Source organism: Methylibium sp. (genome assembly GCF_035762065.1).
Taxonomy (GTDB): Bacteria; Pseudomonadota; Gammaproteobacteria; order Burkholderiales; family Burkholderiaceae_C; genus Methylibium.
In genome coordinates, this window is sequence record NZ_DASTPW010000016.1 from 56,234 (window position 1) to 78,694 (window position 22,461).

Here is a 22,461-nt window from a genome sequence, read left to right on the forward strand (position 1 = left end):
GCCCGCCATGCCGAGCGCCGATACCGCCCCGACCCCTCTGGCCGACGGTGCTTCGTCCGGTCTGCTCGCCGCGATCGACATCGGCTCGAACAGCTTCCGGCTCGAGATCGGCCAGCTCCAGCGCGGCCGCTACAAGCGCATCGACTACCTCAAGGAAACCGTGCGCCTGGGCGCCGGCCTCGACGACGAAGGCCGCCTCAGCGAAGAGGCGCAACTGCGCGGCCTGGCCTGCCTCGCGCGCTTCGCGATCCGGCTGCGCGGCTTCGCGGCGTGGCAGGTGCGCGCGGTCGCGACGCAGACGCTGCGCGAAGCGAAGAACCGCGACGCCTTCCTCGCGCGCGCACGCACCGTGCTCGGCCAGCCGATCGAGGTGATCTCCGGGCGCGAGGAAGCGCGCCTCATCTTCGCGGGCGTGGCGCGGCTGCAGCCCAGCGAGCGGCCGCGCATCGTCATCGACATCGGCGGGCGCTCGACCGAAATGATCCTCGGCCAGGGCCGCACGCCCCGAAGCGCCGAAAGCTTCCAGGTCGGCAGCGTCAGCCTTTCGATGCGCTACTTCGCCGACGGCCGTTACACGGATTCGGCCTTTCGCGCCGCGCAGATCGCCGCCGGCGCCGAGCTGGAAGAAGCGCTCGCGCCTTTCGCGCCGGGCCAGTGGATCGAAGCGCTGGGCGCGTCAGGCACGGTCGGCGCGGTGTCGCAACTGCTGCTCGCCAACGGCGTCACCGACGGCGTCATCACGCCGGCCGGCCTGCGCTGGTGCATCGAGACCTGCCTGCTCGCCGGCGACGAGGACGCGCTGGTCGGCCTGCCGGGCCTGAAGCCGGAGCGCCGCGCGGTGCTCGGCGGCGGGCTGTCGATCCTCTACACGCTGGCGATGCAGTTCGGCATCGATGCGCTGCAGCCCGCGCGCGGTGCGTTGCGCCAGGGCGTGATCTTCGACCTGTCGGAGCGCCACGAGGCCGCCAGCGTGCCGGCCGACGCGCCGCGGCGGCTGCGCCTGGACATGCGCGACGCCTCGGTGCAGGAGCTGCAGCGCCGCTTCGGCAGCGACCTCGCGCAGGCTGCGCGCGTCGGCCGGCTCGCGCTGAAGATGTTCCGCAGCGGCGGGCTGGAGCGCGCGCCGTCGGAGGCGCCGCGCGAACTCGGCTGGGCCGCCTCGCTGCACGAGATCGGCATGTCGGTCTCGCACCACGACCACCACCGGCACAGCGCGTATCTCATCTCGCACGTCGATGCGCCGGGCTTCTCGCAGAGCCAGCAGCGCCGCGTCGCCGAACTGGTGCTCGGCCATCGCGGCAGCCTGCGCAAGCTCGACGCGACGCTCGCCAACGACGCGACGCTGTGGCCGGTGCTGTGCCTGCGGCTGGCCGCCTTGCTGTGCCACGCGCGGCACGACGTGCCCGAGCGCGTCGTCACGCTGCGCCGCACGCCGCAGGGCGCGACGCTGAAGCTCGCGCCGGACTGGGCGGCCGGACACCCGCGCACGATGCACCTGCTGGCGGAGGAGCAGCGGCTGTGGGAACGATCGGGGCGCCTGGGGCTGGCCGTCACGAGCACTTGAGCGGCGCGAGCCGCGAGCCGCCCCTTCGAGCGGCGCGCTAGAGCAGCTCCGGCCCCTGCACCGCCAGCAGCACGACCTGCTCGCCGGTCTCGCGCTCGCGCGAGCGCAGCCACCAGACCGCGCCCTTCTTGATCGCCCAGTGCTGCGAGCTGCCGAGCAGCCGGGCCGCGACCTGCCCCAGCGTCGGCTGGTGGCCGACGACCAGCACCGGCTCGTTCGATGTCGGCCAGCGCACGGCGCCGAGCAGATCCTCGACCGAGGCTTCGGGCGCGACCGCGGCGACGGTCTTGCAGGATCGGCCGAGCGCCTCGGCCGTCTGCTGCGTGCGCACGGCGGGGCTGACCAGGATGCGGGTCGTCTCGGCGAGCCGCTGGTTCAGCCACGTCGCCATGCGCTGCGCCTGTCGCTCGCCCTTCGCGGTCAGCGCGCGTTCGAGATCGGGCTGGCCTTCGCGCGCCACCAGCGCTTCGGCGTGACGCCAGAGGATCAGGTCCATCGTTCGCCGCGCCTGCGCGTCAGCGCGCTGCCGCGGGCAGCACGCGCGCGGCGATCAGCGCGCGACGCCCGCCGTGGCGCGCGATCAATGCGCGCTGGGCGCTGGCGCCGGTGGTGCCCACGCGCACGTAGCGGCCGTCGGGCTGCTGGGCCCAGGCGTCCTGCGCGTCGAGCAGGTAGGGCATCAGCCCCTCGTCGATCACGCGCTGGCGCAGCGCCGCGTCGCGCACCGGCCAGGCCACCTCGATGCGGCGATGCATGTTGCGGCTCATCCAGTCGGCGCTCGACAGGTACAGGGCCTCGTCGTCGGCCGTCTTGCCCCAGCGGAAGTAGAGGATGCGCGTGTGCTCGAGGAAGCGGCCGACGATCGAGCGCACCCGGATGCCTTCGGTGACGCCCGGCACGCCGGGCGGCAGCATGCAGGCGCCGCGCACGATCAGGTCGATCTCGACGCCCGCCTGCGAGGCTTCGGCCAGCGCGTGGATCAGCGGCTCGTCGGTCAGCGCGTTGAGCTTGAGCACGATGCGCGCCGCCCGGCCCGCACGCGCGGTCTCGGTGCAGCGGGCGATCAGCGCGAGCATCCCCTGATGCATGCCGTTCGGCGCCGGCAGCAGCTGCTTCGGCGGCTTGCCGCGCGTGAGGCTCGCCAGCTGCTGGAAGATGCCGTCGATGTCGGCGGTGAGCTCGGCATCGGCGGTGAGCCAGCCGATGTCGGTGTACAGCCGCGCGGTCTTCGGGTTGTAGTTGCCGGTCGACAGGTGGGCGTAGCGGCGCAGCAGCGGGCCGCGCGGGCCGTTCTCGCGGCGGGTCACGAGCAGCAGCTTCGCATGCGTCTTGAGCCCGACGATGCCGTAGACCACCTGCGCGCCGACCGCCTCCAGCCGCTCCGCCCAGTTGATGTTGGCTTCCTCGTCGAAGCGCGCCTTCAGCTCGACGACGCACATCACTTCCTTGCCGCGACGCGCCGCTTCGAGCAGCAGATCCATCAGCACGGACTGCGCGCCGGTGCGGTAGATGGTCTGGCGGATCGCGAGCACCTGCGGGTCGCGCACCGCCTCGCGCAGCAGCTCCACCACCGGATCGAAGCTCTCGAAGGGGTGATGCAGCATCACGTCGCCACGGCGCAGGCGCTCGAACAGGTTGGCGCCGCCGGCGGTCGCCGCGCTCATCGGCGGCAGCGCGGCCGGCCAGCCGGGCTCGTAGACGGCAAAGCGCAGCGGATCGGCATCGGCCTGGTCGATCAGCTGGTTGAGCCGCACCAGGTTCACCGGGCCGTTGACGCGGTACAGCGCCGCATCGGGCAGCGCGAACTGCTGCAGCAGGAACTCGCTCAGCTCCTCGGGGCAGGTGTTGACCACCTCCAGCCGGATCGCGGCGCCGAAGTGGCGCGTGCTCAGCGACGAGCGCAGCGCCTGGCGCAGGTTGGTGATGTCGTCCTCATCGACGTCGAGGTCGGAATCGCGCGTCACGCGGAACTGCGAGAAGGCCTCGACGCTGCGGCCCGGGAACAGCTCCTCCAGGTGCGCGCGGATCACGCTCGACAGCAGCACGAAGACCTGCTCGCCGGCGGGCACCACCTCGGGCGGCAGCCGGATCACGCGCGCCAGCACGCGCGGCACCTTGACGATCGCGATCGAGTTGTCGCGTCCGTAGGCGTCGCGCCCGCCGAGCTTGACGATGAAGTTGAGCGACTTGTTCGCGACCTGCGGGAACGGATGCGCCGGGTCCAGCCCGACCGGCACGAGCAAGGGACGCACCTGCCTCTGGAAGAAGCGATCGACCCAGCGGCGCTGGGCCTCGTCGCGCTGCGCATGGTTCAGCACGACGATGCGTTCGCGCTGGAGCGCGGGCATCACCTCGTCGTTGAACGCCGCGTACTGGGCGTCGATGAGGCCGTGCGCCTCGGCCGCGACGTCGGCGACGTCGCGCATCGAAACGCCCGAGCCGGGCACGCGGGCGAGCTCGAGCATGTCGGCGAAGCGCACCTCGAAGAACTCGTCGAGGTTGCTCGAGACGATGCAGACGTAGCGCAGCCGCTCGAGCAGCGGCACGTCCTCGCGCAGCGCCTGCGCCAGCACGCGCCGGTTGAATTCGAGGATCGCGCGCTCGCGGTTGAGCAGGCGGGGGCGCCGGGCGACGGGCGAGGTCGGCTCGGCGGCCGGCAGCAGTTGGGCGCTCACGGCCGGAGTTTAGGAAAGACGTCCGGGGCCTTGATGACGCGCATGAAAAAGGGGCCGCTCGCGCAGCCCCTTCGAAGCGGCGGCCGGGCGATGCCGGCCGCGCGAAGCGCCGATCAGAAGTCGTGCTTGATGCCGACGCCCGCGATGAACGACTTCTCGCCCGCCTGGGTCGAGCCGCCGGTGATCTGGTTGCGCGCGTTCGAGGCGCCGACCACGACCGGCGACTTGTCGTCGACGTAGACGAACTGCGCGTACAGCGTCGTCCGCTTCGACAAGGCGTAGTCGTTGCTGACGACGATCGTGTCGGTCTCGAAGTTCGTGCTCTTGGTCTCGCCGCGGTAGTAGGCGATCGTGGCGGTGTTGTTCGCCAACCAGGCGAGGTCGACGCCGACGCCGAAGTTGTCGGTCTCGATCTCCGCCGCCGACAGGCCGCTGATCGCGTCTTCGGTGGCACGCGCGTAGAGGCCCTTGACCGTGACGATGCCGAAGCCGAACGCGGCACCGAGGCCGTAGCGCTCGGTCTTGGCGAAGCCGCTGGTCGCGCCGCCGCGGATCCGCTGGAACGAACCGGCCACCGTGACCGGGCCGAACTTGCCGTTGGCGCCGAAGGCCACGGTGTCCGCGTCCGACGAGCTCGCCACTTCACCGAGGCCGTAGCCGGCGAACACGTTCACCGGGCCGAAGGCGCCGGCGTACGAGATCAGGTTGCTGGTGAAGATGCCCAGGCCGTTGTTCTCACTCGCGGCGACCGCGTTGCCCGCCGGCGCCTGATTCAGCGCGTAGGGCAGCAGCATCGAGTACGACTCCTTGTAGCCGCGCGGATCCACGCCGAGCTCGGCGAGGATCGCCGGGCTGTACTGGCGGCCGAGCAGGATCGTGCCGAAGCCACCCGAGAGGCCCACGTTGGCCTGCCGGCCGAAGGCGGTGCTGATGTTGCCGAGGCCCCGGCTGCCGCCGGTGTCGCCGCTGAAGTCGGACTCGAGGTTGAAGACGGCCTTCAGGCCGCCGCCGAGGTCCTCGCTGCCCTTCAGGCCCCAGATGCTGGGCAGGATGCCGCCGTTGTTCATCTCGGTGAGGCTGTCGCCGGTCGCCGACCGCGATGACTTCTCGATGTACTGAACGCCGGTGTCGATGCGCCCGAACAGCGTCACGTTCTGTGCCTGCGCAGCGCCGGCAGCCGCCGTCAATGCGGCCACGGCAACCAGCGAAAGCTTGGTTTTCGTCGTCATGGTGTCTCCTCGTTGTGGGTGAGCAGTCGTCAAAGCACTTCCGCGACCAGAGCCGCGCGCACTGCAGCGCAATCGCCATGCCAGTGCACGTTTCTCATCGGCCTGCGCTGTTGGCGCATCCGGAGGGTCGAAAAAAGCTTAGGAGCCGGACCCTGGCGAACAAAGCGAGGGATTCCCCTGAGAGACCGCAGGCGGTGCTGCATCGCGTAGCGGTCATGGCGTCGCGCTTCGTGCTGCACAGAGTGATTCGTCAATGAAACAGCGGTGTACAAGCGGCTCGGCGCGGGTTTGCGGGCCGGGGCGTCGCGTCAGGCTCGGCGTTCTTTTTTCGCGACAGTTCCGGCGCCGCGGAGGGCTTTGCCGCTCAGGCCGCGACCCCGGACGCCTCTTCAGGCACCGCGCGCTGCGGTGCGGCCTGCGCGGCCAGCGGCTCGCGCCGGCTCCAGTCGACGATCTCCAGCCGCCCGCTCGGGTGCTCCACGAGCGCCGTGAGGCTCTCGACCCAGTCGCCGTCGTTCGCGTAGACGATGCCGTCGATGTCGCGCAGCTCCGCGTGATGGATGTGGCCGCAGACGACGCCGTGCACGCCGCGCTTCTTCGCCTCGCGCACGACCGCCTGTTCGAAGTCGCCGATGAAGTTGACCGCCCGCTTGACCTTCAGCTTCAGGTACTTCGACAGGCTCCAGTACGGCAGCCCGAGCCGCGCGCGCAGCAGGTTGAAGTGCCGGTTCAGCCGCAAGGTGAATTCGTAGGCCGAATCGCCGACGTAGGCCAGCCACTTGGCGCACTGGATCACGCCGTCGAAGTAGTCGCCGTGGGTGATCCACAGCCGGCGCCGGTCGGCGGTGACGTGGATGCAGTCCTCGACCACCTCGATGCCGCCGAAGTTGTGCCCAAGGTACTTGCGCGCGAATTCGTCGTGGTTGCCCGGCACGAAGACGACGCGCGTGCCCTTGCGCGCCTTGCGCAACAGCTTCTGCACCACGTCGTTGTGCGCCTGCGGCCAGTACCAGTGGCGACGCAGCTGCCAGCCGTCGACGATGTCGCCGACGAGGTAGAGGTACTGGCAGTCGACGCTGCGCAGGAAGTCGAGCAGCGCATGCGCCTGGCAGCCGGGCGTGCCGAGGTGCAGGTCGGAGATCCAGACGCTGCGCACTTCGAGCTTCGGCCGGCGCGGCTCGCTGCCTTCGCCGTCCTGCACGCCCGCTGGAGCCGACAGCTTCGCCGCGAGCGCCGCAGGCCCGGCCCCACCGCCCGATCCTGCACGCCACGACAAGCTGTTCCATGCCATGGCCCACGATGCTCGGCGCACGGCATGACGCCGCGCGGTCGCGCGCGTGAAGCTTGCGTGACGCGGTGACCGCCCTCAGGCGGCGGCGCGGGCCGGCGGCTCGGAGGCCGCATTGGCGTCGGGCTCGGCCAGCCCGTCCCAGCGGCCGCGCGCAAGCCCCAGCAACACCGCCGCCGCGAGCACCGGCACCGCCAGCAGCAGCGCGTTCGCCAGCGTGACGAAGCCGGCGCCGAAGCTCGCGGCCGCCGCGTCGACGTGATGCCGCAGGACCATCGCCAGCAGCAGGGGCGCGAGCCACACACCCGACCTCGCCAGCGTGCGCGCGACCTGCGACGCGCCGGCCGCGACGATCGGCGCGCCCGCCAGCAGGAACACCGCCGCGGCGACGAAGACCAGCGTGAACAACGTCTGCACGATCGGCATCGCGACGCCGATGTCATCGCGCAGCAGGCTCAGCGGCACCCAGGCGAGCAGCGCGAGCGCCAGGCCGAGCGCGACGCCGCGCGCGCGGCCCGCGGCGTGCTCGTCGGTCCACTTCGCGTTGCCGGGGCGGGCCTTCAGGAAGGGCAGGAAGACGAGGCACAGCAGGCCGTAGAGCCCGTCGATCAACAGGGTGCGCGGGTAGCCGAAGGCCTCGGCCGCGATGCCCTGCCACTGCGCGCTGTAGGCGATCGCCAGATTCATCATCGCCATGTAGGCGGTGAACTGCGTGGCGGCGACCCGCGGGTTGGTCACGTCCATCATGATGGCGGCGCGCGTGCCGTACATCAGGCCCTGGAACACGTTGTAGACGATCGAAGTGATCCACAACGACGTCACCAGCGCGGCCGGCACCTCGGGGCGGTTCGCCATCGTCGCGCTCACCGGCATGATCCAGCCGAGCCGAGCAAGCTCCCAGCCAAGCCACCAGATCGGCAGGCTCATGCCGGCGATGTAGACGAAGAGCGTGCGGCGGCGGCCGTAGCGATCGGACCACCGCCCGCCGAGTACGCAGCACGCGGCATTGGTCAATGCGCACCACAGGTTGAGGTTTGCGATCTGGTCGTCCCTCATGCCGAGTTCGACCGCCAGGCTCGACTGCAAAGCAAGCCCCAGCGCCATGGCTCCCGGCGGCAGCAGGCAGAACCACAGCCCGTTGAAGGCACCGCGGGTACCGACGAAGGAGCGAAAGGTCGAGACCGCGAAGGTCTTCATCTCGCGGCCCGCATGCGCCAACTTCGAGCCGACGATCGCGACCGGGCCGGGTTGCGCGGACGCGGTCACCCGCTCGTCCATCGGCCACACGACCAGCGTCGTCACCAGCGAGATGGCCCCCGCCACGAAGAAGAAGGTCGGCTGGAAACCGGTGACGCCGGCAAGGAACAGCACCCCGGCGCCACCGATGGCTTGGCCAAGATAGGCGCCGCCGAACATCAGCCCGTTCGCGAGGCCGCGCTCGTCCTCCTTCAGCGAATTGACGGCGAGCGCGTCGATGGCCACGTCCTGCATCGCCGCGAAGCTGTTGTGCAGCAGCAGCACGGCGGTGAACAGGCCGAGCTGGCCCGGCAGCTCGAGCATCACGGTCGACAGCAGCGTCGCGACCATCAAGATCTGCGTGCCGAGGATCCACACGCGCCGACGGCCGAAGCGCTGCGAGCCGAACACGTCGATCACCGGCCCGAAGGCCCACTTGAAGGCCCAGGGCAGGTAGAACGACGCGACGAAGGCGCCGATCTCGGCCGGGCCGACGTCGAGCCGCCTCAGCTGCGTGGCCACCGCGGTCGCCGCGAAGCCGAGCGGGATGCCTTCGGTGACGTAGAGCAGGAAGAAGGCCGCAAGGCGGCCCTTGGGGGTGGCGAGGAGGTTGGGCAGGCGCATCCTCAATGCGCCTGGTCCCAGTTCGGGCCGACGCCCACCTCGGCGAGCAGCGGCACCTTCAACGCGGCCACGCCGGCCATCAGCGCCGGCACCGCGGTCCTGGCCCAGTCGAGCTCGGCCTCGGGCACCTCGAAGACGAGCTCGTCGTGCACCTGCAGGATCATCTTCGTCGCGCGCTGCTGCGCGTCGAGCGCGTCCTGCACCGCAATCATCGCAAGCTTGATCAGGTCGGCCGCGGTGCCCTGCATCGGCGCGTTGATCGCCTGGCGCTCCGCGCCGGCCTTGCGGGGGCCGTTGCCGCCGTTGATGTCAGGCAGCACGACGCGCCGCCCGAACAGCGTCTCGACATAGCCGAGCTTGCGCGCCGATTCGCGCGTCTCGTCCATGTAGCGCTTGACGCCGGCGAAGCGCGCGAAGTAGCGGTCGATGTAGTCCTTCGCGGCCTTCTGCTCGATGCCGAGGTTGCTCGCGAGGCCGAACGCGCCCATGCCGTAGATCAGCCCGAAGTTGATGACCTTGGCGTAGCGCCGCTGCTCGCTCGACACCTGCTCGACCGGCACGCCGAAGACCTCGCTCGCGGTCGCGCGGTGCACGTCGATGCCTTCGGAGAAGGCGTGCAGCAGGCCCGGGTCCTCGCTGATGTGGGCCATCAGCCGCAGTTCGATCTGCGAGTAGTCGGCCGAAAGGATCAGCGAGCCGGGCGGCGCGACGAAGGCCTCGCGCACGCGCCGGCCCTCGGCGGTGCGGATGGGGATGTTCTGCAGGTTCGGCTCGTTGCTCGAAAGCCGCCCGGTGACCGCGACCGCCTGCGCGTAGTTGGTGTGCACGCGGCCGGTCTCGGGGTTGACCATCAAGGGCAGCTTGTCGGTGTAGGTGCCCTTCAGCTTGGACAGGCTGCGGTGCTCGAGCAGTTTGGCCGGCAGCGGGAAGTCGGCGGCCAGTTCGGTCAGCACGTCCTCGTCGGTGCTGGGTGCGCCGCTCGGCGTTCTGCGCTTGACCGGCAGGCCCATCTTGGTGAACAGGATCTCGCAGATCTGCTTCGGCGAGCCCAAGTTGAAGGGCTGGCCCGCGAGCGCGTGCGCTTCCTGTTCGAGCGCGACCATGCGCGTGGCGAGTTCGGCGCTCTGGCGCGCGAGCACCGCGGCATCGATCAGCACGCCGTGGCGTTCCATGCGCTGCAGCGTCGCCGACGCCGGCAGCTCGATGCGCTCGTACACCTCGCGCAGCCGGGGCTCGGCCTCGAGCCGCGGCCACAGCGTGCGGTGCACGTGCAGCGTCATCTCGCTGTCCTCGCCCGAGTACTCGGTGGCGCGCTCGACGCTCACCTGCGCGAACGGGATCTGGCTCGCGCCCTTGCCGGCCACGTCCTCGTAGGCGAGGCCCTTGCGGTCGAGGTGCCGGCTCGCGAGGCTTTCCAGGCTGTGCGGCTTGTGGGCTTCGAGCACGTAGCTCTGCAGCATCGTGTCGTGCACGTAGCCGCGCACCGCGATGCCGTGGTTGGCGAAGACGTGCTGGTCGTACTTGATGTTCTGGCCGAGCTTGGCGCAGCCCGCGTCCTCGAGCCAGGGCTTCAGCGTTGCGAGCACCTCGTCGATCGGCAGCTGGTCGGGCGCGCCGGGGTAGGTGTGGGCCAGCGGGATGTAGCAGGCGCGGCCCGGCTCGACGCTGAAGCTCAGGCCGACGATGCGCGCGCGCATCGGATCGAGGCTGTCGGTCTCGGTGTCGAGCGCCACGAGCTCGGCCGCCTCGATGTGCGCCCGCCACGCGGCGAAGGCCTCGCGGTCGAGCACCGTCTCGTAGTGCGTCGCGGCAACCGGCTCGGCGGGCAGCGGATCGGCCGCGGTGACCGGCACCGCCGCTTCGGCCGGCACCGCGCCGGCGAGCGCGGCTTCCATCTCGCGCTTGAACTCGCGGAAGGCATGGCGCGTGTAGAACGCGAGCAGCCCCTCGTGATCCGGCAGCCGCCACTCGAGCGCGCGCCAGGCCTCGGGGCCGGGCCAGCCGGCGATCGATGCGACGAGATCGCAATCGGTCTTCACCGTGACCAGCTTGCGGCCCGTCGGCAGCCAGTCGAGGGCCTTGCGCAGGTTCTCGCCGGCGGCGCCCTTGATGCTGCCGGCCGCGGCGATCACCCCGTCGAGCGAGCCGTGCTCGGCGATCCATTTCGCCGCGGTCTTCGGGCCGACTTTCTCGACGCCGGGCACGTTGTCCACCGCGTCGCCGACCAGCGTCAGGTAGTCGACGATGCGCTCGGGCGGCACGCCGAACTTCTCGACCACGCCGGCCGGGTCCAGACTCTCGTTGCTCATCGTGTTGATCAGCGTGACGCGATCGTTGACGAGCTGCGCGAGGTCTTTGTCGCCGGTGGAGATCATCACGTCGCGGCCCGCTTCGGCCGCGGCACGCGCGAGCGTGCCGATCACGTCGTCGGCCTCGACGCCGGGCAGCTCGATGATCGGCCAGCCGAGCATGCGCACGACGTCGTGGATCGGCTCGATCTGGCGCGCCAGATCCTCCGGCATCGCCGAGCGCGTGGCCTTGTAGTCGGGGTACCAGTCGTCGCGGAAGGTCTTGCCCTTCGCGTCGAACACGCAGGCGGCATGAACGCTCGGGAACTGCTCGCGCAGCTTCTTGAGCATCGCGACCATGCCGCGCACCGCGCCGGTGGGCTCGCCCTGCGGATCGCGCAGGTCGGGCAGCGCGTGGTACGCGCGGTAGAGGTAGCTGGAGCCGTCGACCAGCAGCAGCCGGGCCGAGCCGGTGGCCGAGGGCGACGCTTCGAGGGCGGGCGCGGCGGTCATCCGACCGATTGTGGCGGGAGGTCTTCGGGCACGCGGGATGCCGTCGGCGCGGGCACGCTGCCTAGAATCCCGCCCATGCCGCGCACCCTCGTCCTGCCGCTTCTCGTGTTCGCCGCGCTGGCCGGCGCGGCCTCGGCCCAGGCGCAGCAGGGCCCGGATGCGGCGAAGCCGGCAGCGCGCGACAAGCCGGCGCCCGTCGCGGCGCCGCTGCCGTCCGGTGAACCCGCAGTGCGGCGCGATGTCATCGAAGACGACAACGCCCGCATCGAGGAACTCCGCGTGCGCGGCGCGGTGCGCAGCATCACCGTCAAGCCCAAGGGTCCGATCCGCGCCGAATACGAAGTGCTGCCGACCGATGCGGCGCGCGATCCTTCCGACGGCCCCGGCACGACCAAGGGCGCCCAGGGCCGCCGCGTCTGGCGCGTGCTCGATTTCTGAGGCCGCGGTGGCGGTCTTCACACCGGTCGGCGTTGACCAGGCCGCCGAACTCGCCGCGCGGCTGGGCCTCGGTGCCTTGCGGGCGCTGACGCCGATCACCGCCGGCATCGAGAACACCAACTACTTCGTCACCACGCAGCGCGGCGAGTTCGTGCTGACGCTGTTCGAGCGATTGAGCTTCGACGAGCTGCCCTTCTATCTGCAGCTGATGAAGCATCTCGCCGGCAAGGGCGTCGCGGTGCCGGAACCGCAGGCCGATGCGGCCGGCGAGATCCTCCACCGGGTGCAGGGCAAGCCGGCCGCGATCGTCTACCGCCTCGCGGGCAACCACGTGATGGCGCCGGGCGCCTGGCACTGCGAGCAGGTCGCCGCGATGCTCGCGCGCATGCACCTCGCAGCCGCCGACTATCCGCTGCATCAGCCCAACCTGCGCGGCCTCGCGTGGTGGAGCGAGACGGCGCCGCTGGTGCGGCCCTTCCTCGCGCCGGAGCAGCGCGCGCTGCTCGACGACGAGCTCGCGTTCCAGCAGCACCTGGCCGCGAGCCCCGCCGACGCCGGCCTGCCGCGCGCCGCGATCCACGCCGACCTGTTCCGCGACAACGTCATGTTCGACACCGACGTGCACGGCCACCAGCGGCTCACAGGCTTCTTCGACTTCTATTTCGCCGGCGTCGATCGCCTCGCGTTCGACATCGCGGTCTGCCTGAACGACTGGTGCATCGACCTCGCCACCGGCCGCCTCGACGAAGACCGCGCCGCCGCCTTCGTCGCCGCCTACGAGACGGTGCGCCCGCTCACCGGCGACGAGCGCCGGCTGCTGCCCGCGCTGATGCGTGCGGCGGCGCTGCGCTTCTGGATCTCGCGGCTGTGGGACTTCCATCTGCCGCGCGCCGCCACCACGCTCGTGCCGCACGATCCGGCGCACTTCGAGCGCGTGCTGCGCGAGCGCATCGCCCAACCCTGGCATCCGGCCCAATGAAGCTCAAGACGGTACGCGCCGCGCAAGGCCTGATGTGGCTGCGCGCCGGCCTCGCGGTGTTCGCGCGGCAGCCGCTCGGCTTCTCGGCGCTGTTCGCGCTGTTCGGGCTCGCGATCGTCCTGCTGCTGCAGGTGCCGGTCGTCGGGCAGTTCGCGGCGCTCGCGCTGATGCCCTGGCTCAACCTCGCCTTCCTGCTCGGCACGCGCGACGCGCTGGTCGGCCGCACGCCGCGGCCGGCGCTGCTGCTCGAGCCTTGGCGCAACGTCGTGCTGCGCAAGCGGCTGATCCATGTGGGCATCGCCTACGCGCTCGGCACGCTGGTGGTGGTGCTCGTCGCGCATGCGCTCGACGGCGGCCGCTTCGTCGCGGCGCTGGAAGCGCTGGCCGACGACCAGGCGCCGCCGGAGTCGATGGCCGACGGCTCGCTCGCCTGGGCGGTGCTGCTGCGGCTCGCGCTGCTGTCGCTGCTGTCGTTGCTGTTCTGGTACGTGCCGGGGCTGGTCGCCTGGGGCGAGATGCCGCTGTCCAAGGCGCTGTTCGCGAGCGCCGTCGCCTGCCTGCGCTCGCTCGGCGCGCTGGCCGCCTTCAACCTCGGCTGGATGGCGGTGATCGTGCTGGCCGTCTCGGTGATGCAGGTGCTGCTCGCGCTGATCGGCCTGGGCAACGTGGTCGCGCAGGCGGTGGTGCCGGTGGCGATGCTCGCCACGACGGCCTTCTACGCATCGCTCTACTTCGGCTTCGTCGACAGCTTCGAGTTCGACGGGCAGGACAAAGCCGGCCCACAGGTCGGCTCCTGAAAGTGAATAGCCGGCCCGCAGGCCGGCTCCTGAACACCGGCCCGCATCCGCGGGCCGATGCCGCGAGGCTCAGGTTCCGACCCGGCCGCCGTCGTTCTTGGTGATCGCAAGCGTGGCCGAGCGCGGCCGGGCGGTCGCGCCGCCGGGGCCGTAGCCGGCATTGCCGGGCCAGTGGCTCAGGTAGGCCGCCGGGTTCGGCACGTTGGCCGCGGTGATCGTCTCGCCGGGGTGCTGGATGTTCGCGAACACCGTCGTGCCGTCGGGCGTTTCGGTGCAGCCGGTCAGCTCGCAGTCCTTCGGGCCGACGAGGAAGCGCTTCAGCGTGGTCGCCGTCGGCTTCGCGCCGACGTAGGTGTCGACGGTGACCGTGCCGGTGCCGGTCGTGTAGCTCAGCGTCGTCTTCGCACCGCCGTCGCCGACCGAACCCGGCACACCGATCAGCATCATGCAGTTGGTCGCATCGACGTAGGCGCCGTCGTCGGTCTGGATCCAGCACAACTTCGTGTTCGGGCTGAACCACAGGCCGTCGGGGCTGGAGAAGTCCTGGTCGGCGGTCAGCCCGGAAAGGTTCACGAGCGTCGGGCTCGCGTCCGACTGTGCGCCGAACAGGTAGACGTCCCAGGTGAAGCTGGTCGCCGCGCCCTCGCCGCCGGCTTCCCTCATGCGGATGATGTGGCCGTTGATGTTGCCGGGCGCGCTCGCCGCGGTCGGCGCGTCGGTGTAGGCGCGCGGGTTGGCCGCGTCCACGGCCTGCTGCCCCGCCGCCGCGACGACCTTGCGGTTGCTGTTGTTGGTGAGCGTGTAGTAGATCTCGCCGGTGGTCGGGTGCACCGCGCACCACTCGGGGCGATCCATCGCGGTCGCGCCCACCGCATCGGCCGCGAGCCGCGCGTTGACCGCGATGTCGGCCTGGTCGGCGAAGGCGTAGGCGGTGTAGCTCGCCGGGATGTTCGCGACGGTCAGCTCGATCCAGGTGCCGGTGCCGTCGGCGTTGAACTTCGCGACATAGAGCTTGCCCGCGTCGAGGTACTTGTCGCCGACGGCGATGCGGTCGGCGGCGGAGGCGTCGGCGGCGCTCCAGTTCGCGGTCGACACGTACTTGTAGATGTACTCGCCGCGCGAGTCGTCGCCCATGTAGACCGCCAGCGGCTTGCCTTCGGCGACGCGGCCGAAGGCGGCGCTCTCGTGCGCGAAGCGGCCGAGCGTGGTGCGCTTCTTCACCGCGGCGGTCTTGCTGTACGGATCGATCTCGACGATGTAGCCGAAGGTGTTCAGTTCGTTGCGGTAGTCGCCCGTGCCGTCGGCCGGCGCTCCGGCGCGCGCGCTGATGTTCCAGCGGTCGTACTTGTCGTCGGCGCCCGAGGTCTCCCAGCCGTGGCGGCTGGCCGCGCCCTGCGCACGGCCGTAGCGGTTCAGCGAGACCACGCTCTTCGCATTGGCCGCCGCGGTGCGGTCGGCGTTGTCGGTGGCCGAGCGGGTGAAGTAGCCGGCCCAGTTCTCCTCGCCGGTGAGGAAGCTGCCCCAGGGCGTGTAGCCGGTGCCGCAGTTGTTGATCGTGCCGCGCGCGGCGACGCCGGTGGTCGAGTACTTCGTGCGCATCAGCGCGTTGCCGCGCGCGACGCCGGAAAGCTCCACCGGCGTCAGCGGCGTGACGCGGCGGTTGTAGCTGGAGGCCGCCACGTAGCTCCAGGACGAGCCGGTCTTGCGCACTTCGACGACGGACACGCCGTGCGCCGGGATCTCCTTGTCGGACTCCGCCGCCGGCCGTGCGCCGGCGACGCGGGTGGCGCCGGCCACGTGGAGGAAGTTGTCGGTCAGCGCCTCGTGGTTCATCGCGAGCAGGCCGCGCGTCGAGCCGTTCGGGTCGCGCGCCGTGCCGTCGGCGTTGAGGCCGAAGTACTCCATGCCGTCGTGGTGGTCGCCGGCGCGGTTGTCGTAGTCGGTGTCGGTGCCGTCGTTCTTGAACGCTGGCGTCGCGGCGGTGAGCGGGTCGCCGAGTGCGTAGATCGGCGTCGCGGTGTAGCCGACCGGCACGCTGACGACGTCGGCCGTGCTCTTCGCGACCGCGCCGAAGCCGAGGCTCGTGACCGGCGCGGGCGCGGCTGCGGCCGGCGCGGGCACCGGATCGTCGTCGCCGCCACCGCAGGCGGCCAGCGGCAGGCTGCCCAGCACCATGCTCGCGGCGGTGCCGAGGCCACCGCGCAGCAGCGAGCGACGGCTCAGGCCGGCTTCGAGCACTTCCATGAAGCGGGGGTTGCCGCTGCGGTTGTGGTCCTCGTCGTCGTGAGGGATGCCATGCACTGAGAAATCAACGGGCTTGTTCATCGGGTAGATCCTTGCGACTGCTGGGAAACGGGAGGGCGGCCGGCATGCCGGGCACGGCCGAGGCGACGGGACGGTAGGCAGGCTCCGTGAACGCCCCGTGAAAGCGACGTGACAGGCGGGTGACGGCGCCGCGCGACATCAGGCACAGCAGCGCGATGGCGGCCGCCACGCTCAAGGTGGGATCGAGCCGCTGCCCTCGGGCGGGCGGCGCGGCGGCGCAGCCGGCTCCGCCGCCGTCGCCCGGCGCGGCCTCGGCCGGTGCGCCGGTCGCGGACGGCGCGGCCGGGGGAGCGGCGGCCTCGGCCTCGCCCGCAAGCAACAGCCCGCCGGGCTGGGTGGCGTCGCCGCGCCATTGGAGGTAGGCGTCGAAGCGCCCCGCCGCGCCGCTTGCGAACGACAGCGTCGCCGTGCATGCGGCACCCGGCGCCAGCAGCGTGCCGGTGCCGCAGGCCGGCGTCGCGGCGCCTTGGGCCGCCGCGAAGCGGAAGGCGTCGCGACCCGGGCCGGTCAGCGCCGTCACGCCCAGCGCCGCTTCGGCGGTGCCCCGGTTGACGATGCGCACGCTGCGCACCGTCGACGCCCCGACCGGCGTGCGGCCGAAGTCAAGCACCGCGTCGGGCGGCTCGACGGCGAGCACGCCCAGCGGCTCGCTGCGGCCGGCATAGGACAGCGGCACCACCCACGGCCGCGGCGTGATGCCGGTGACGACGACCGCCGCGGCCGCCGGCCCGGCCGCCGCCGGCTGGGCGCGCAGCCGCACGCGGCACTCGGCCCCGGCAGGCAGCGTCGCGGCGCAGTCGGTGTCGAGCAGCAAGCCGGCCGCACCCACGCCCGCGAGCTGCGGCGCGCCGAGCGCGAGCGACGTGCCCGAGACGTTGCGCAGGCTGAGCGTGTGCACCGGCGAGACCGCACCGAGCGCGACACCGCCGAACTCGATCGTCACCGGCCACAGCACGGCCGGCGCCGCGGGCGAGGCCGCCGCCGCCACCGCGCCGAGGTAGGCGGCGAGATCGGCCACGTCGGCGTCGGCCAGCAGGGGCTTGAGGTAGCCCATCACGCCGACCGTGCCGAGCGCGCGCTGCAGTGCGGACGGCTGGTCCGCCGCGCGCAGCAGGTTGTTGCGGCCCTGGCTCGGGTCGGGGCCGTGACAGCTGACGCAGCTCGCGGCACCGGGCAGCTGGAGGTAGAGCTGCGCGCCGCGGACCGCGTCTTGCGCAAGCGCCACGTTGCAGGCCGCTGCGGCGAGCGCGCCGGCCAGGCCGTTCCGCAGCCGGCGCGATGCAGGCAGGACGGCGGCAGGCGGCATCGCCCGACGCTAGCGCGGCGGGGGCCGGCGCCATCGATGCCCGACGCCGGCCTGCTGGCTTCGCGGTCTGTCATCGTCCTGACGCAACGATCGGTCGACGCGCGCGACGCGGAAGTGCGTCGACCGTGCGCCGACTCGACCCAGAATCGCGCGCACGGCCTTGCGGCCGCTGGAGTCCGACCATGCTGCGATCGAACCTCAAGCTCGTGCTGCTGCTGACCGCCGCGCTGCCCCTGGGCGGCTGCGCGGTCGTCAGCGTCGCCGGCGCCGTGGCCGGCGCGGCGATTAGCGTGACCGGCGCGGTGGTCAGCACCGGCGTCGAGGTCACCGGCAAGGTGATCGGCGCCGGCATCGACGCCGCCACGTCGGACGACGAGGACGGCGAAGCGAAGAAGTAGCGCAAGCCCAGGCGGCCTTGCGGATCGATGCGGATGCCGTCGGGCGACGAGAAGGTGTCGCCGACGACGTCGCCCTTGAGCTTGGCCGCGGTGAAGCGCGGGTCGCCGGCCGGCAGGGACCGCTCCACTTGAGCGAGGTGACGGTGCGGCGTCACGCGCCACGAGGTACATCGCTTGCCAGGGCGCGCCTCATGGACGCCGCCACCTCCAGCCGCCTGCCGCGACGACCGGCGCTCGGCGCCTCGAGCGAGCGATCGAACGTGCAGCAGGCGCCGCGCGCGGTGCTGGGCGTCGGCGCGGCGGTCGCGATCATCGTCGGCATCGTGGTCGGCGCCGGGATCTTCAAGGCGCCGTCGATGGTCGCGGGCCTCTCCGGCGGTGCCGGCTGGATGTTCGCGGCCTGGGCCGTGGGCGGGCTGGTCTCGCTGGTCGGCGCGCTGTGCTACGCCGAGCTGGCCAGCGCCTACCCCGACACCGGCGGCGACTACCACTTCCTGCGCCTCGCCTACGGCCGGCACGTCGCCTTCCTGTTCGCCTGGGCGCGCTTCGCTGTGATCACCACCGGCTCGATCGCGTTGCTCGGCTTCGTCTTCGGGGACTACATGCAGCAACTGCTGCCGCTCGGCGCGCACGGCGAGGCGCTGTACGCGGTGGCGGCCATCGTCGCGCTGGCCGCGGTGAACCTGCGCGGGCTGCGCAGCGGCGCGGCGACGCAGGGCGGGCTGACGCTGCTCGAAGTGGCGGGGCTGCTGCTGATCGTGGCGGCCGGGCTGTGGCTGCTGCTGGGCGGCACCGCCGCTCCGCCCGCGCCCGCCGCGCCGGCCGAGCCGGCCGGCTGGGGCTCGCTGGGCATGGCGATGGTCTTCGTGCTGCTGACCTACGGCGGCTGGAACGAGGCCGCCTACCTCAGCGCCGAGATCAAGGAAGACCCGCTGCGCCGCGGCCGGCGGCTGCGGCTCGCGCTGCTGCTGTCGATCGGCGCGATCACCGCGCTGTACCTGCTGGTCAACTGGGCCTACTGGCAGGGCCTGGGTCTGGCCGGCATGGCGCGTTCGGAGGCGATCGCCGCCGACCTGCTGCGCAGCGCCTTCGGCGAGGCCGGCGCGGTGCTGGTCGCGGCCGTCGTCGCGCTGGCGGCGCTGACCTCGATCAACGCGACGCTGATCGTCGGCGCGCGCACGACCTGCGCGCTCGGGCGCGACTGGCGCGCGCTGCGCCGGCTCGGCGACTGGGACGCCGAGCGCGGCACGCCGCGCGTCGCGCTGCTCGCGCAGACGCTGGCGGCGCTGGCGCTGGTGGCGCTGGGCGCCGCGGCGCAGGACGGCTTTCGCGCGATGGTGGAGTTCACCGCGCCGGTGTTCTGGCTGTTCTTCCTGCTCGCGGGCGTGTCGCTGTTCGTGCTGCGCCGCAAGGACCCGCGCACCGAGCGGCCCTGCCCGGTGCCGCTGTACCCGTGGCTGCCCGCGCTGTTCGTCGCGGTGTGCGCCGGGATGCTCGCGTCCAGCCTCTCCTACGTGGGGAGCCAGACGCTCGGCGGCTTCAACGCCGCATGGATCGGCGTGGCGGTACTGGCGACCGGCGCGCTGCTGATGGCGCTCTTGCCCCGATCAACCCCGCCAGCCAGGAGAACGCGATGAGCCTGCCCCTTGCCTCGATCGATGCCCCCATCGCGCGCCGCACCGCGCTCGCCACGACGCTGCTGCTGCCGTGGGTCGCCCGCGCGCAGGAGGCGGCGGCGCCGGCGCGCGCGCCCGACGTGCCCTACGTGCCGACGCCGATGCCGGTCGTGCAGAAGATGCTCGAGATGGCCAAGGTCCAGCGCGGCAACGTCGTCTACGACCTCGGCTGCGGCGACGGCCGCATCGTCACCACCGCCGCGAAGGAACGCGGCGCGCGCGGCGTCGGCATCGACATCAACCCGGAGCGCATCAAGGAGGCCAAGGCGCTGGCCGAGGCCAACGGCGTCGCCTCACGCACCCGCTTCACCGTCGCCGACCTGTTCGAGACCGACTTCTCCGAGGCCGACGTGGTGACGCTCTACCTGCTGCCCGCGATCAACCAGAAGCTGCGCCCGCAGCTGTGGCGGCAGCTGAAGGTGGGCGCGCGCGTGGTCTCGCACTCGTTCACGATGGGCGAGGCCTGGCCGGCCGAGCGCACCGAGATGGCCGGCGGCGCGTCGATCCACCTGTGGACCATCACCGAGCGGCAGAAGACCGCCGCGTTGCGGCTCGGCGTGCGACCCGTCGCGTGAACGCCCGCGCCGCGCGGCGTCAGTCGACCGGCGTGAGCTTCGCGACCGACAGCGCCAGCCACTTCATGCCGTGACGGCCGAAGTTGACCTGCGCGCGCGCGTCCGCGCCGACGCCTTCGAGCGTGACGATCACGCCCTCGCCGAACTTCGTGTGGAAGACGGTCTGGCCCGGGCGCAGGCCGTGGCCGTTGTTCGAGGCGCGCGCGTGCGACTCGAAGGCCGCCGGCTGGGTCGGCGCGCCGAAGCCTGAGGCGCGGCCGGCGCCGACGATCGAGCCCAGCCCGCTGCCGCGCTGCCAGGCCTGCTGGTACTCGCGCGCATAGCCGCTGCCGAAGCCGGCGAGCTTGGGGCTGAGCCACTTCAGCGCGGCTTCGGGCAGCTCGTCGAGGAAGCGGCTCTTGATGTGGTAGCGGGTCTGGCCGTGCAGCATGCGCGTCTGGCTGAAGCTCAGGTACAGCCGCTTCCTCGCGCGCGTGATCGCGACGTACATCAGCCGGCGCTCTTCCTCGAGCCCGTCCGCGTCGTTGGCGGAGTTCTCGTGCGGGAACAGGCCTTCCTCGAGCCCGGTGATGAAGACCTGGTCGAACTCGAGGCCCTTCGCGGCGTGGATCGTCATCAGCTGGATCGCGTCCTGCCCGGCCTGGGCCTGGTTGTCGCCGGCCTCGAGCGAGGCGTGCGTGAGGAAGGCGGCCAGCGGGCTCTGGATCTCGCCGGTCTCGGCGTCGGCCTGCGGCGGCGAGGCCGGCGCGACGGCCGCCGGCAGCCCCTTGGCGATCGCACCCGGCGCCTCGCCGGCGCGCTCGTCCACCGGCAGCGCCACCGCGTCCTTGCCGAAGCCCTCCTGTGTCACGAAGGCCTCGGCCGCGTTGACGAGTTCGGCCAGGTTCTCCAGCCGCTCGGCGCCTTCGCGCTCCTGCTTGTAGAAGGCTTCAAGCCCGCTCGCGTCGACGACGTGCTCGATGATTTCGCGCAGCGTCAGCCCGCGCGTCGCCTCGCGCATCGCGTCGATCAGCGACGCGAAGGCGGCGAGCTTCGTGCCGCTTGCACCGGCAACCGCGCCGACGCTCTGCGCGAGGCTGCGGCCGCTGGTGCGCGCGGCGTCCTGCAGGGTCTCGACGGTGCGCGCGCCGATGCCGCGCGCCGGGAAGTTGACGACACGCAGGAAGCTGGTGTCGTCGTTCGCGTTCTCCAGCAGCCGCAGGTAGGCGAGCGCGTGCTTGATCTCGGCACGCTCGAAGAACCGCAACCCCCCGTAGACGCGGTAGGGCAGCCCGGCGTTGAAGAGCGCGCTCTCGATCACCCGGCTTTGCGCGTTGCTGCGGTAGAGCACGGCGATCTCGCTGCGCGGCGAGCCGTCGCGGATCAGCAGCCGCGTTTCCTCGACGAACCACTGCGCCTCGGCGAAATCGCTGGTCGCCTCGTAGACGCGCACCGGCTCCCCGGGACCGGCCTCGGTGCGCAGGTTCTTGCCGAGGCGGCGCTGGTTGTGCGAGATCAGCGCGTTCGCCGAGTCGAGGATGTTCCCGAAGCTGCGGTAGTTGCGCTCGAGCTTGATGACGTGGCCGACGCGGTACTCGCGCTCGAAGTCGGCCATGTTGCCGACCTGCGCGCCGCGGAAGGCGTAGATGCTCTGGTCGTCGTCGCCCACGGCGAACACGCTGTTCGCGTTGGGGTCCGCCCCGTCACCGGCGAACATCTTGAGCCACGCGTACTGCAGGCGGTTGGTGTCCTGGAACTCGTCGACGAGGATGTGCCGGAAACGCCGCCGGTAGTGCGCGCGCAGCTCGGCGTGGTCGCGCAGCAGCTCGTAGACGCGCAGCATCAGCTCCGCGAAATCGACCACGCCTTCGCGCTGGCACTGGTCTTCGTAGGCTTGGTAGATCGCGACCTGGGTGCGGGTGAAGTCGTCGCGGACCTCGCAGTCCTTCGGCCGGCGACCTTCTTCCTTCGAGCCGGCGATGAACCAGGACGTCTGCTTCGCCTGGAAGCGGTCCTCGTCGAGCTTCATCGCCTTGATGACACGCTTGACGGCCGAGACGGTGTCGGCCGCATCGAGGATCTGGAAGCCTTGCGGCAAGGCCGCGAGCTTCCAGTGCGCGCGCAGGAAGCGGTTGCACAGGCCGTGGAAGGTGCCGATCCACATGCCGCGCACGTTCACCGGCAGCATCGCGGTCAGCCGCGTCATCATCTCCTTGGCCGCCTTGTTGGTGAAGGTCACGGCCAGCACGTTGCCGGGGCCGATCTGGCCCGTGGCCAGCAGCCAGGCGATCCGGGTGGTGAGCACGCGGGTCTTGCCGGAGCCCGCGCCCGCCAGGATGAGCGCGTGCTCGGGTGGCAGGGTGACGGCGGCCAGCTGCTCGGGATTGAGGTGCTGCAGCAGCGGCGCGTCGGCAGGGACTTCTTGTGGGAACATGGTCCATTGTAAAAAGGCGACCGGCGCCGCGCCGGCTGCCGCAGAATCCCAGCCGCCGTGCTCCGCCGAATCCTCGCTTCCGCCCTGCTCGAGCGCGGCGTGCCGGTGGCCGCGGCCAGCGCCACCAGCGCCGGCGC

General features: G+C 71.6%; 16 protein-coding genes. 7 read left to right on the forward strand and 9 right to left on the reverse strand.

Annotated features, from left to right (window positions below; all coding sequences use genetic code 11):
* Positions 1 to 7: 7 nt before the first annotated feature.
* Positions 8 to 1,564 carry a Ppx/GppA phosphatase family protein gene (locus VFR90_RS05610; RefSeq protein WP_326405113.1) on the forward strand — a complete coding sequence of 519 codons (1,557 nt, stop codon included), beginning with the start codon at positions 8 to 10 and terminating at the stop codon, positions 1,562 to 1,564.
* Positions 1,565 to 1,601: 37 nt separating this feature from the next.
* Here VFR90_RS05610 and sixA read toward each other — a convergent pair whose 3' ends face one another.
* The 6 genes from sixA to polA form a co-directional block, all read right to left on the reverse strand.
* On the reverse strand, positions 1,602 to 2,060 hold the full coding sequence (gene sixA, locus VFR90_RS05615; RefSeq protein ID WP_326405114.1) for a phosphohistidine phosphatase SixA: 459 nt from the start codon (positions 2,058 to 2,060) through the stop codon (positions 1,602 to 1,604).
* Positions 2,061 to 2,079: 19 nt separating this feature from the next.
* Positions 2,080 to 4,239, reverse strand: a complete 2,160-nt coding sequence (gene ppk1, locus VFR90_RS05620) for a polyphosphate kinase 1 (protein ID WP_326405115.1) — start codon at positions 4,237 to 4,239, stop codon at positions 2,080 to 2,082.
* Positions 4,240 to 4,352: 113 nt separating this feature from the next.
* The gene (locus VFR90_RS05625) at positions 4,353 to 5,468 is read right to left on the reverse strand and encodes a porin (RefSeq protein WP_326405116.1); all 1,116 of its coding nucleotides are present in this window, start codon (positions 5,466 to 5,468) and stop codon (positions 4,353 to 4,355) included.
* Positions 5,469 to 5,832: 364 nt separating this feature from the next.
* The gene (locus VFR90_RS05630) at positions 5,833 to 6,759 is read right to left on the reverse strand and encodes a UDP-2,3-diacylglucosamine diphosphatase (RefSeq protein ID WP_326405117.1); all 927 of its coding nucleotides are present in this window, start codon (positions 6,757 to 6,759) and stop codon (positions 5,833 to 5,835) included.
* 75 nt (positions 6,760 to 6,834) lie between these two features.
* On the reverse strand, positions 6,835 to 8,616 hold the full coding sequence (locus VFR90_RS05635) for an MFS transporter (RefSeq protein WP_326405118.1): 1,782 nt from the start codon (positions 8,614 to 8,616) through the stop codon (positions 6,835 to 6,837).
* 2 nt (positions 8,617 to 8,618) lie between these two features.
* Positions 8,619 to 11,417, reverse strand: coding sequence for a DNA polymerase I (gene polA / locus VFR90_RS05640; RefSeq protein WP_326405119.1), 2,799 nt, complete (start codon positions 11,415 to 11,417; stop codon positions 8,619 to 8,621).
* Positions 11,418 to 11,492: 75 nt separating this feature from the next.
* On the opposite strand from polA, the gene VFR90_RS05645 reads away from it, so the two are divergent.
* Genes VFR90_RS05645 through VFR90_RS05655 form a run of 3 tightly spaced genes read left to right on the forward strand, consistent with a single transcriptional unit; the run spans position 11,493 to position 13,631 of the window.
* On the forward strand, positions 11,493 to 11,855 hold the full coding sequence (locus VFR90_RS05645) for a hypothetical protein (protein WP_326405120.1): 363 nt from the start codon (positions 11,493 to 11,495) through the stop codon (positions 11,853 to 11,855).
* Positions 11,856 to 11,862: 7 nt separating this feature from the next.
* Positions 11,863 to 12,834 carry a homoserine kinase gene (locus tag VFR90_RS05650; RefSeq protein ID WP_326405121.1) on the forward strand — a complete coding sequence of 324 codons (972 nt, stop codon included), beginning with the start codon at positions 11,863 to 11,865 and terminating at the stop codon, positions 12,832 to 12,834.
* A complete protein-coding gene (locus VFR90_RS05655) occupies positions 12,831 to 13,631 on the forward strand; it encodes a BPSS1780 family membrane protein (RefSeq protein ID WP_326405122.1) in 801 nt (266 codons plus the stop codon). The genes VFR90_RS05650 and VFR90_RS05655 overlap by 4 nt, the downstream gene beginning before the upstream one ends.
* Before the next feature lie 69 nt (positions 13,632 to 13,700).
* Here VFR90_RS05655 and VFR90_RS05660 read toward each other — a convergent pair whose 3' ends face one another.
* Together VFR90_RS05660 and VFR90_RS05665 are read right to left on the reverse strand one after the other, a co-directional pair.
* Positions 13,701 to 15,956: a PhoX family protein gene (locus VFR90_RS05660; RefSeq protein ID WP_326405123.1), complete on the reverse strand. Its 2,256-nt coding sequence runs from the start codon at positions 15,954 to 15,956 to the stop codon at positions 13,701 to 13,703.
* Positions 15,940 to 17,262 (reverse strand): choice-of-anchor D domain-containing protein, encoded by a 1,323-nt coding sequence (locus VFR90_RS05665; RefSeq protein ID WP_326405124.1) that lies wholly within the window; start codon positions 17,260 to 17,262, stop codon positions 15,940 to 15,942. Before VFR90_RS05665 ends, VFR90_RS05660 begins: the two co-directional genes overlap by 17 nt.
* 182 nt (positions 17,263 to 17,444) lie before the next feature.
* Here VFR90_RS05665 and VFR90_RS05670 point away from each other — a divergent pair, with 182 nt between their 5' ends.
* The 3 genes from VFR90_RS05670 to VFR90_RS05680 all read left to right on the forward strand — a co-directional run bounded on the left by VFR90_RS05670 (position 17,445) and on the right by VFR90_RS05680 (position 19,911).
* Positions 17,445 to 17,660: a hypothetical protein gene (locus VFR90_RS05670; protein ID WP_326405125.1), complete on the forward strand. Its 216-nt coding sequence runs from the start codon at positions 17,445 to 17,447 to the stop codon at positions 17,658 to 17,660.
* A gap of 191 nt (positions 17,661 to 17,851) precedes the next feature.
* Positions 17,852 to 19,297, forward strand: a complete 1,446-nt coding sequence (locus VFR90_RS05675; protein WP_326405126.1) for an APC family permease — start codon at positions 17,852 to 17,854, stop codon at positions 19,295 to 19,297.
* A complete protein-coding gene (locus tag VFR90_RS05680; RefSeq protein ID WP_326405127.1) occupies positions 19,294 to 19,911 on the forward strand; it encodes a class I SAM-dependent methyltransferase in 618 nt (205 codons plus the stop codon). The genes VFR90_RS05675 and VFR90_RS05680 overlap by 4 nt, the downstream gene beginning before the upstream one ends.
* A gap of 19 nt (positions 19,912 to 19,930) precedes the next feature.
* Here VFR90_RS05680 and VFR90_RS05685 read toward each other — a convergent pair whose 3' ends face one another.
* Positions 19,931 to 22,324 carry a UvrD-helicase domain-containing protein gene (locus tag VFR90_RS05685; RefSeq protein ID WP_326405128.1) on the reverse strand — a complete coding sequence of 798 codons (2,394 nt, stop codon included), beginning with the start codon at positions 22,322 to 22,324 and terminating at the stop codon, positions 19,931 to 19,933.
* Positions 22,325 to 22,461 lie beyond the last annotated feature (137 nt).

What these genes read in the sequence shown, in the direction of transcription:
- VFR90_RS05610 (WP_326405113.1), top strand. Translation starts at nt 8, where the DNA reads ATGCCGAGCGCCGATACCGCCCCGACCCCTCTGGCCGACGGTGCTTCG.
- sixA (WP_326405114.1), bottom strand. Translation starts at nt 2,060, where the DNA reads ATGGACCTGATCCTCTGGCGTCACGCCGAAGCGCTGGTGGCGCGCGAA.
- VFR90_RS05625 (WP_326405116.1), bottom strand. Translation starts at nt 5,468, where the DNA reads ATGACGACGAAAACCAAGCTTTCGCTGGTTGCCGTGGCCGCATTGACG.
- VFR90_RS05630 (WP_326405117.1), bottom strand. Translation starts at nt 6,759, where the DNA reads ATGGCATGGAACAGCTTGTCGTGGCGTGCAGGATCGGGCGGTGGGGCC.
- VFR90_RS05635 (WP_326405118.1), bottom strand. Translation starts at nt 8,616, where the DNA reads ATGCGCCTGCCCAACCTCCTCGCCACCCCCAAGGGCCGCCTTGCGGCC.
- polA (WP_326405119.1), bottom strand. Translation starts at nt 11,417, where the DNA reads ATGACCGCCGCGCCCGCCCTCGAAGCGTCGCCCTCGGCCACCGGCTCG.
- VFR90_RS05645 (WP_326405120.1), top strand. Translation starts at nt 11,493, where the DNA reads ATGCCGCGCACCCTCGTCCTGCCGCTTCTCGTGTTCGCCGCGCTGGCC.
- VFR90_RS05655 (WP_326405122.1), top strand. Translation starts at nt 12,831, where the DNA reads ATGAAGCTCAAGACGGTACGCGCCGCGCAAGGCCTGATGTGGCTGCGC.
- VFR90_RS05660 (WP_326405123.1), bottom strand. Translation starts at nt 15,956, where the DNA reads ATGAACAAGCCCGTTGATTTCTCAGTGCATGGCATCCCTCACGACGAC.
- VFR90_RS05665 (WP_326405124.1), bottom strand. Translation starts at nt 17,262, where the DNA reads ATGCCGCCTGCCGCCGTCCTGCCTGCATCGCGCCGGCTGCGGAACGGC.
- VFR90_RS05670 (WP_326405125.1), top strand. Translation starts at nt 17,445, where the DNA reads ATGCTGCGATCGAACCTCAAGCTCGTGCTGCTGCTGACCGCCGCGCTG.
- VFR90_RS05675 (WP_326405126.1), top strand. Translation starts at nt 17,852, where the DNA reads ATGGACGCCGCCACCTCCAGCCGCCTGCCGCGACGACCGGCGCTCGGC.
- VFR90_RS05680 (WP_326405127.1), top strand. Translation starts at nt 19,294, where the DNA reads ATGAGCCTGCCCCTTGCCTCGATCGATGCCCCCATCGCGCGCCGCACC.
- VFR90_RS05685 (WP_326405128.1), bottom strand. Translation starts at nt 22,324, where the DNA reads ATGTTCCCACAAGAAGTCCCTGCCGACGCGCCGCTGCTGCAGCACCTC.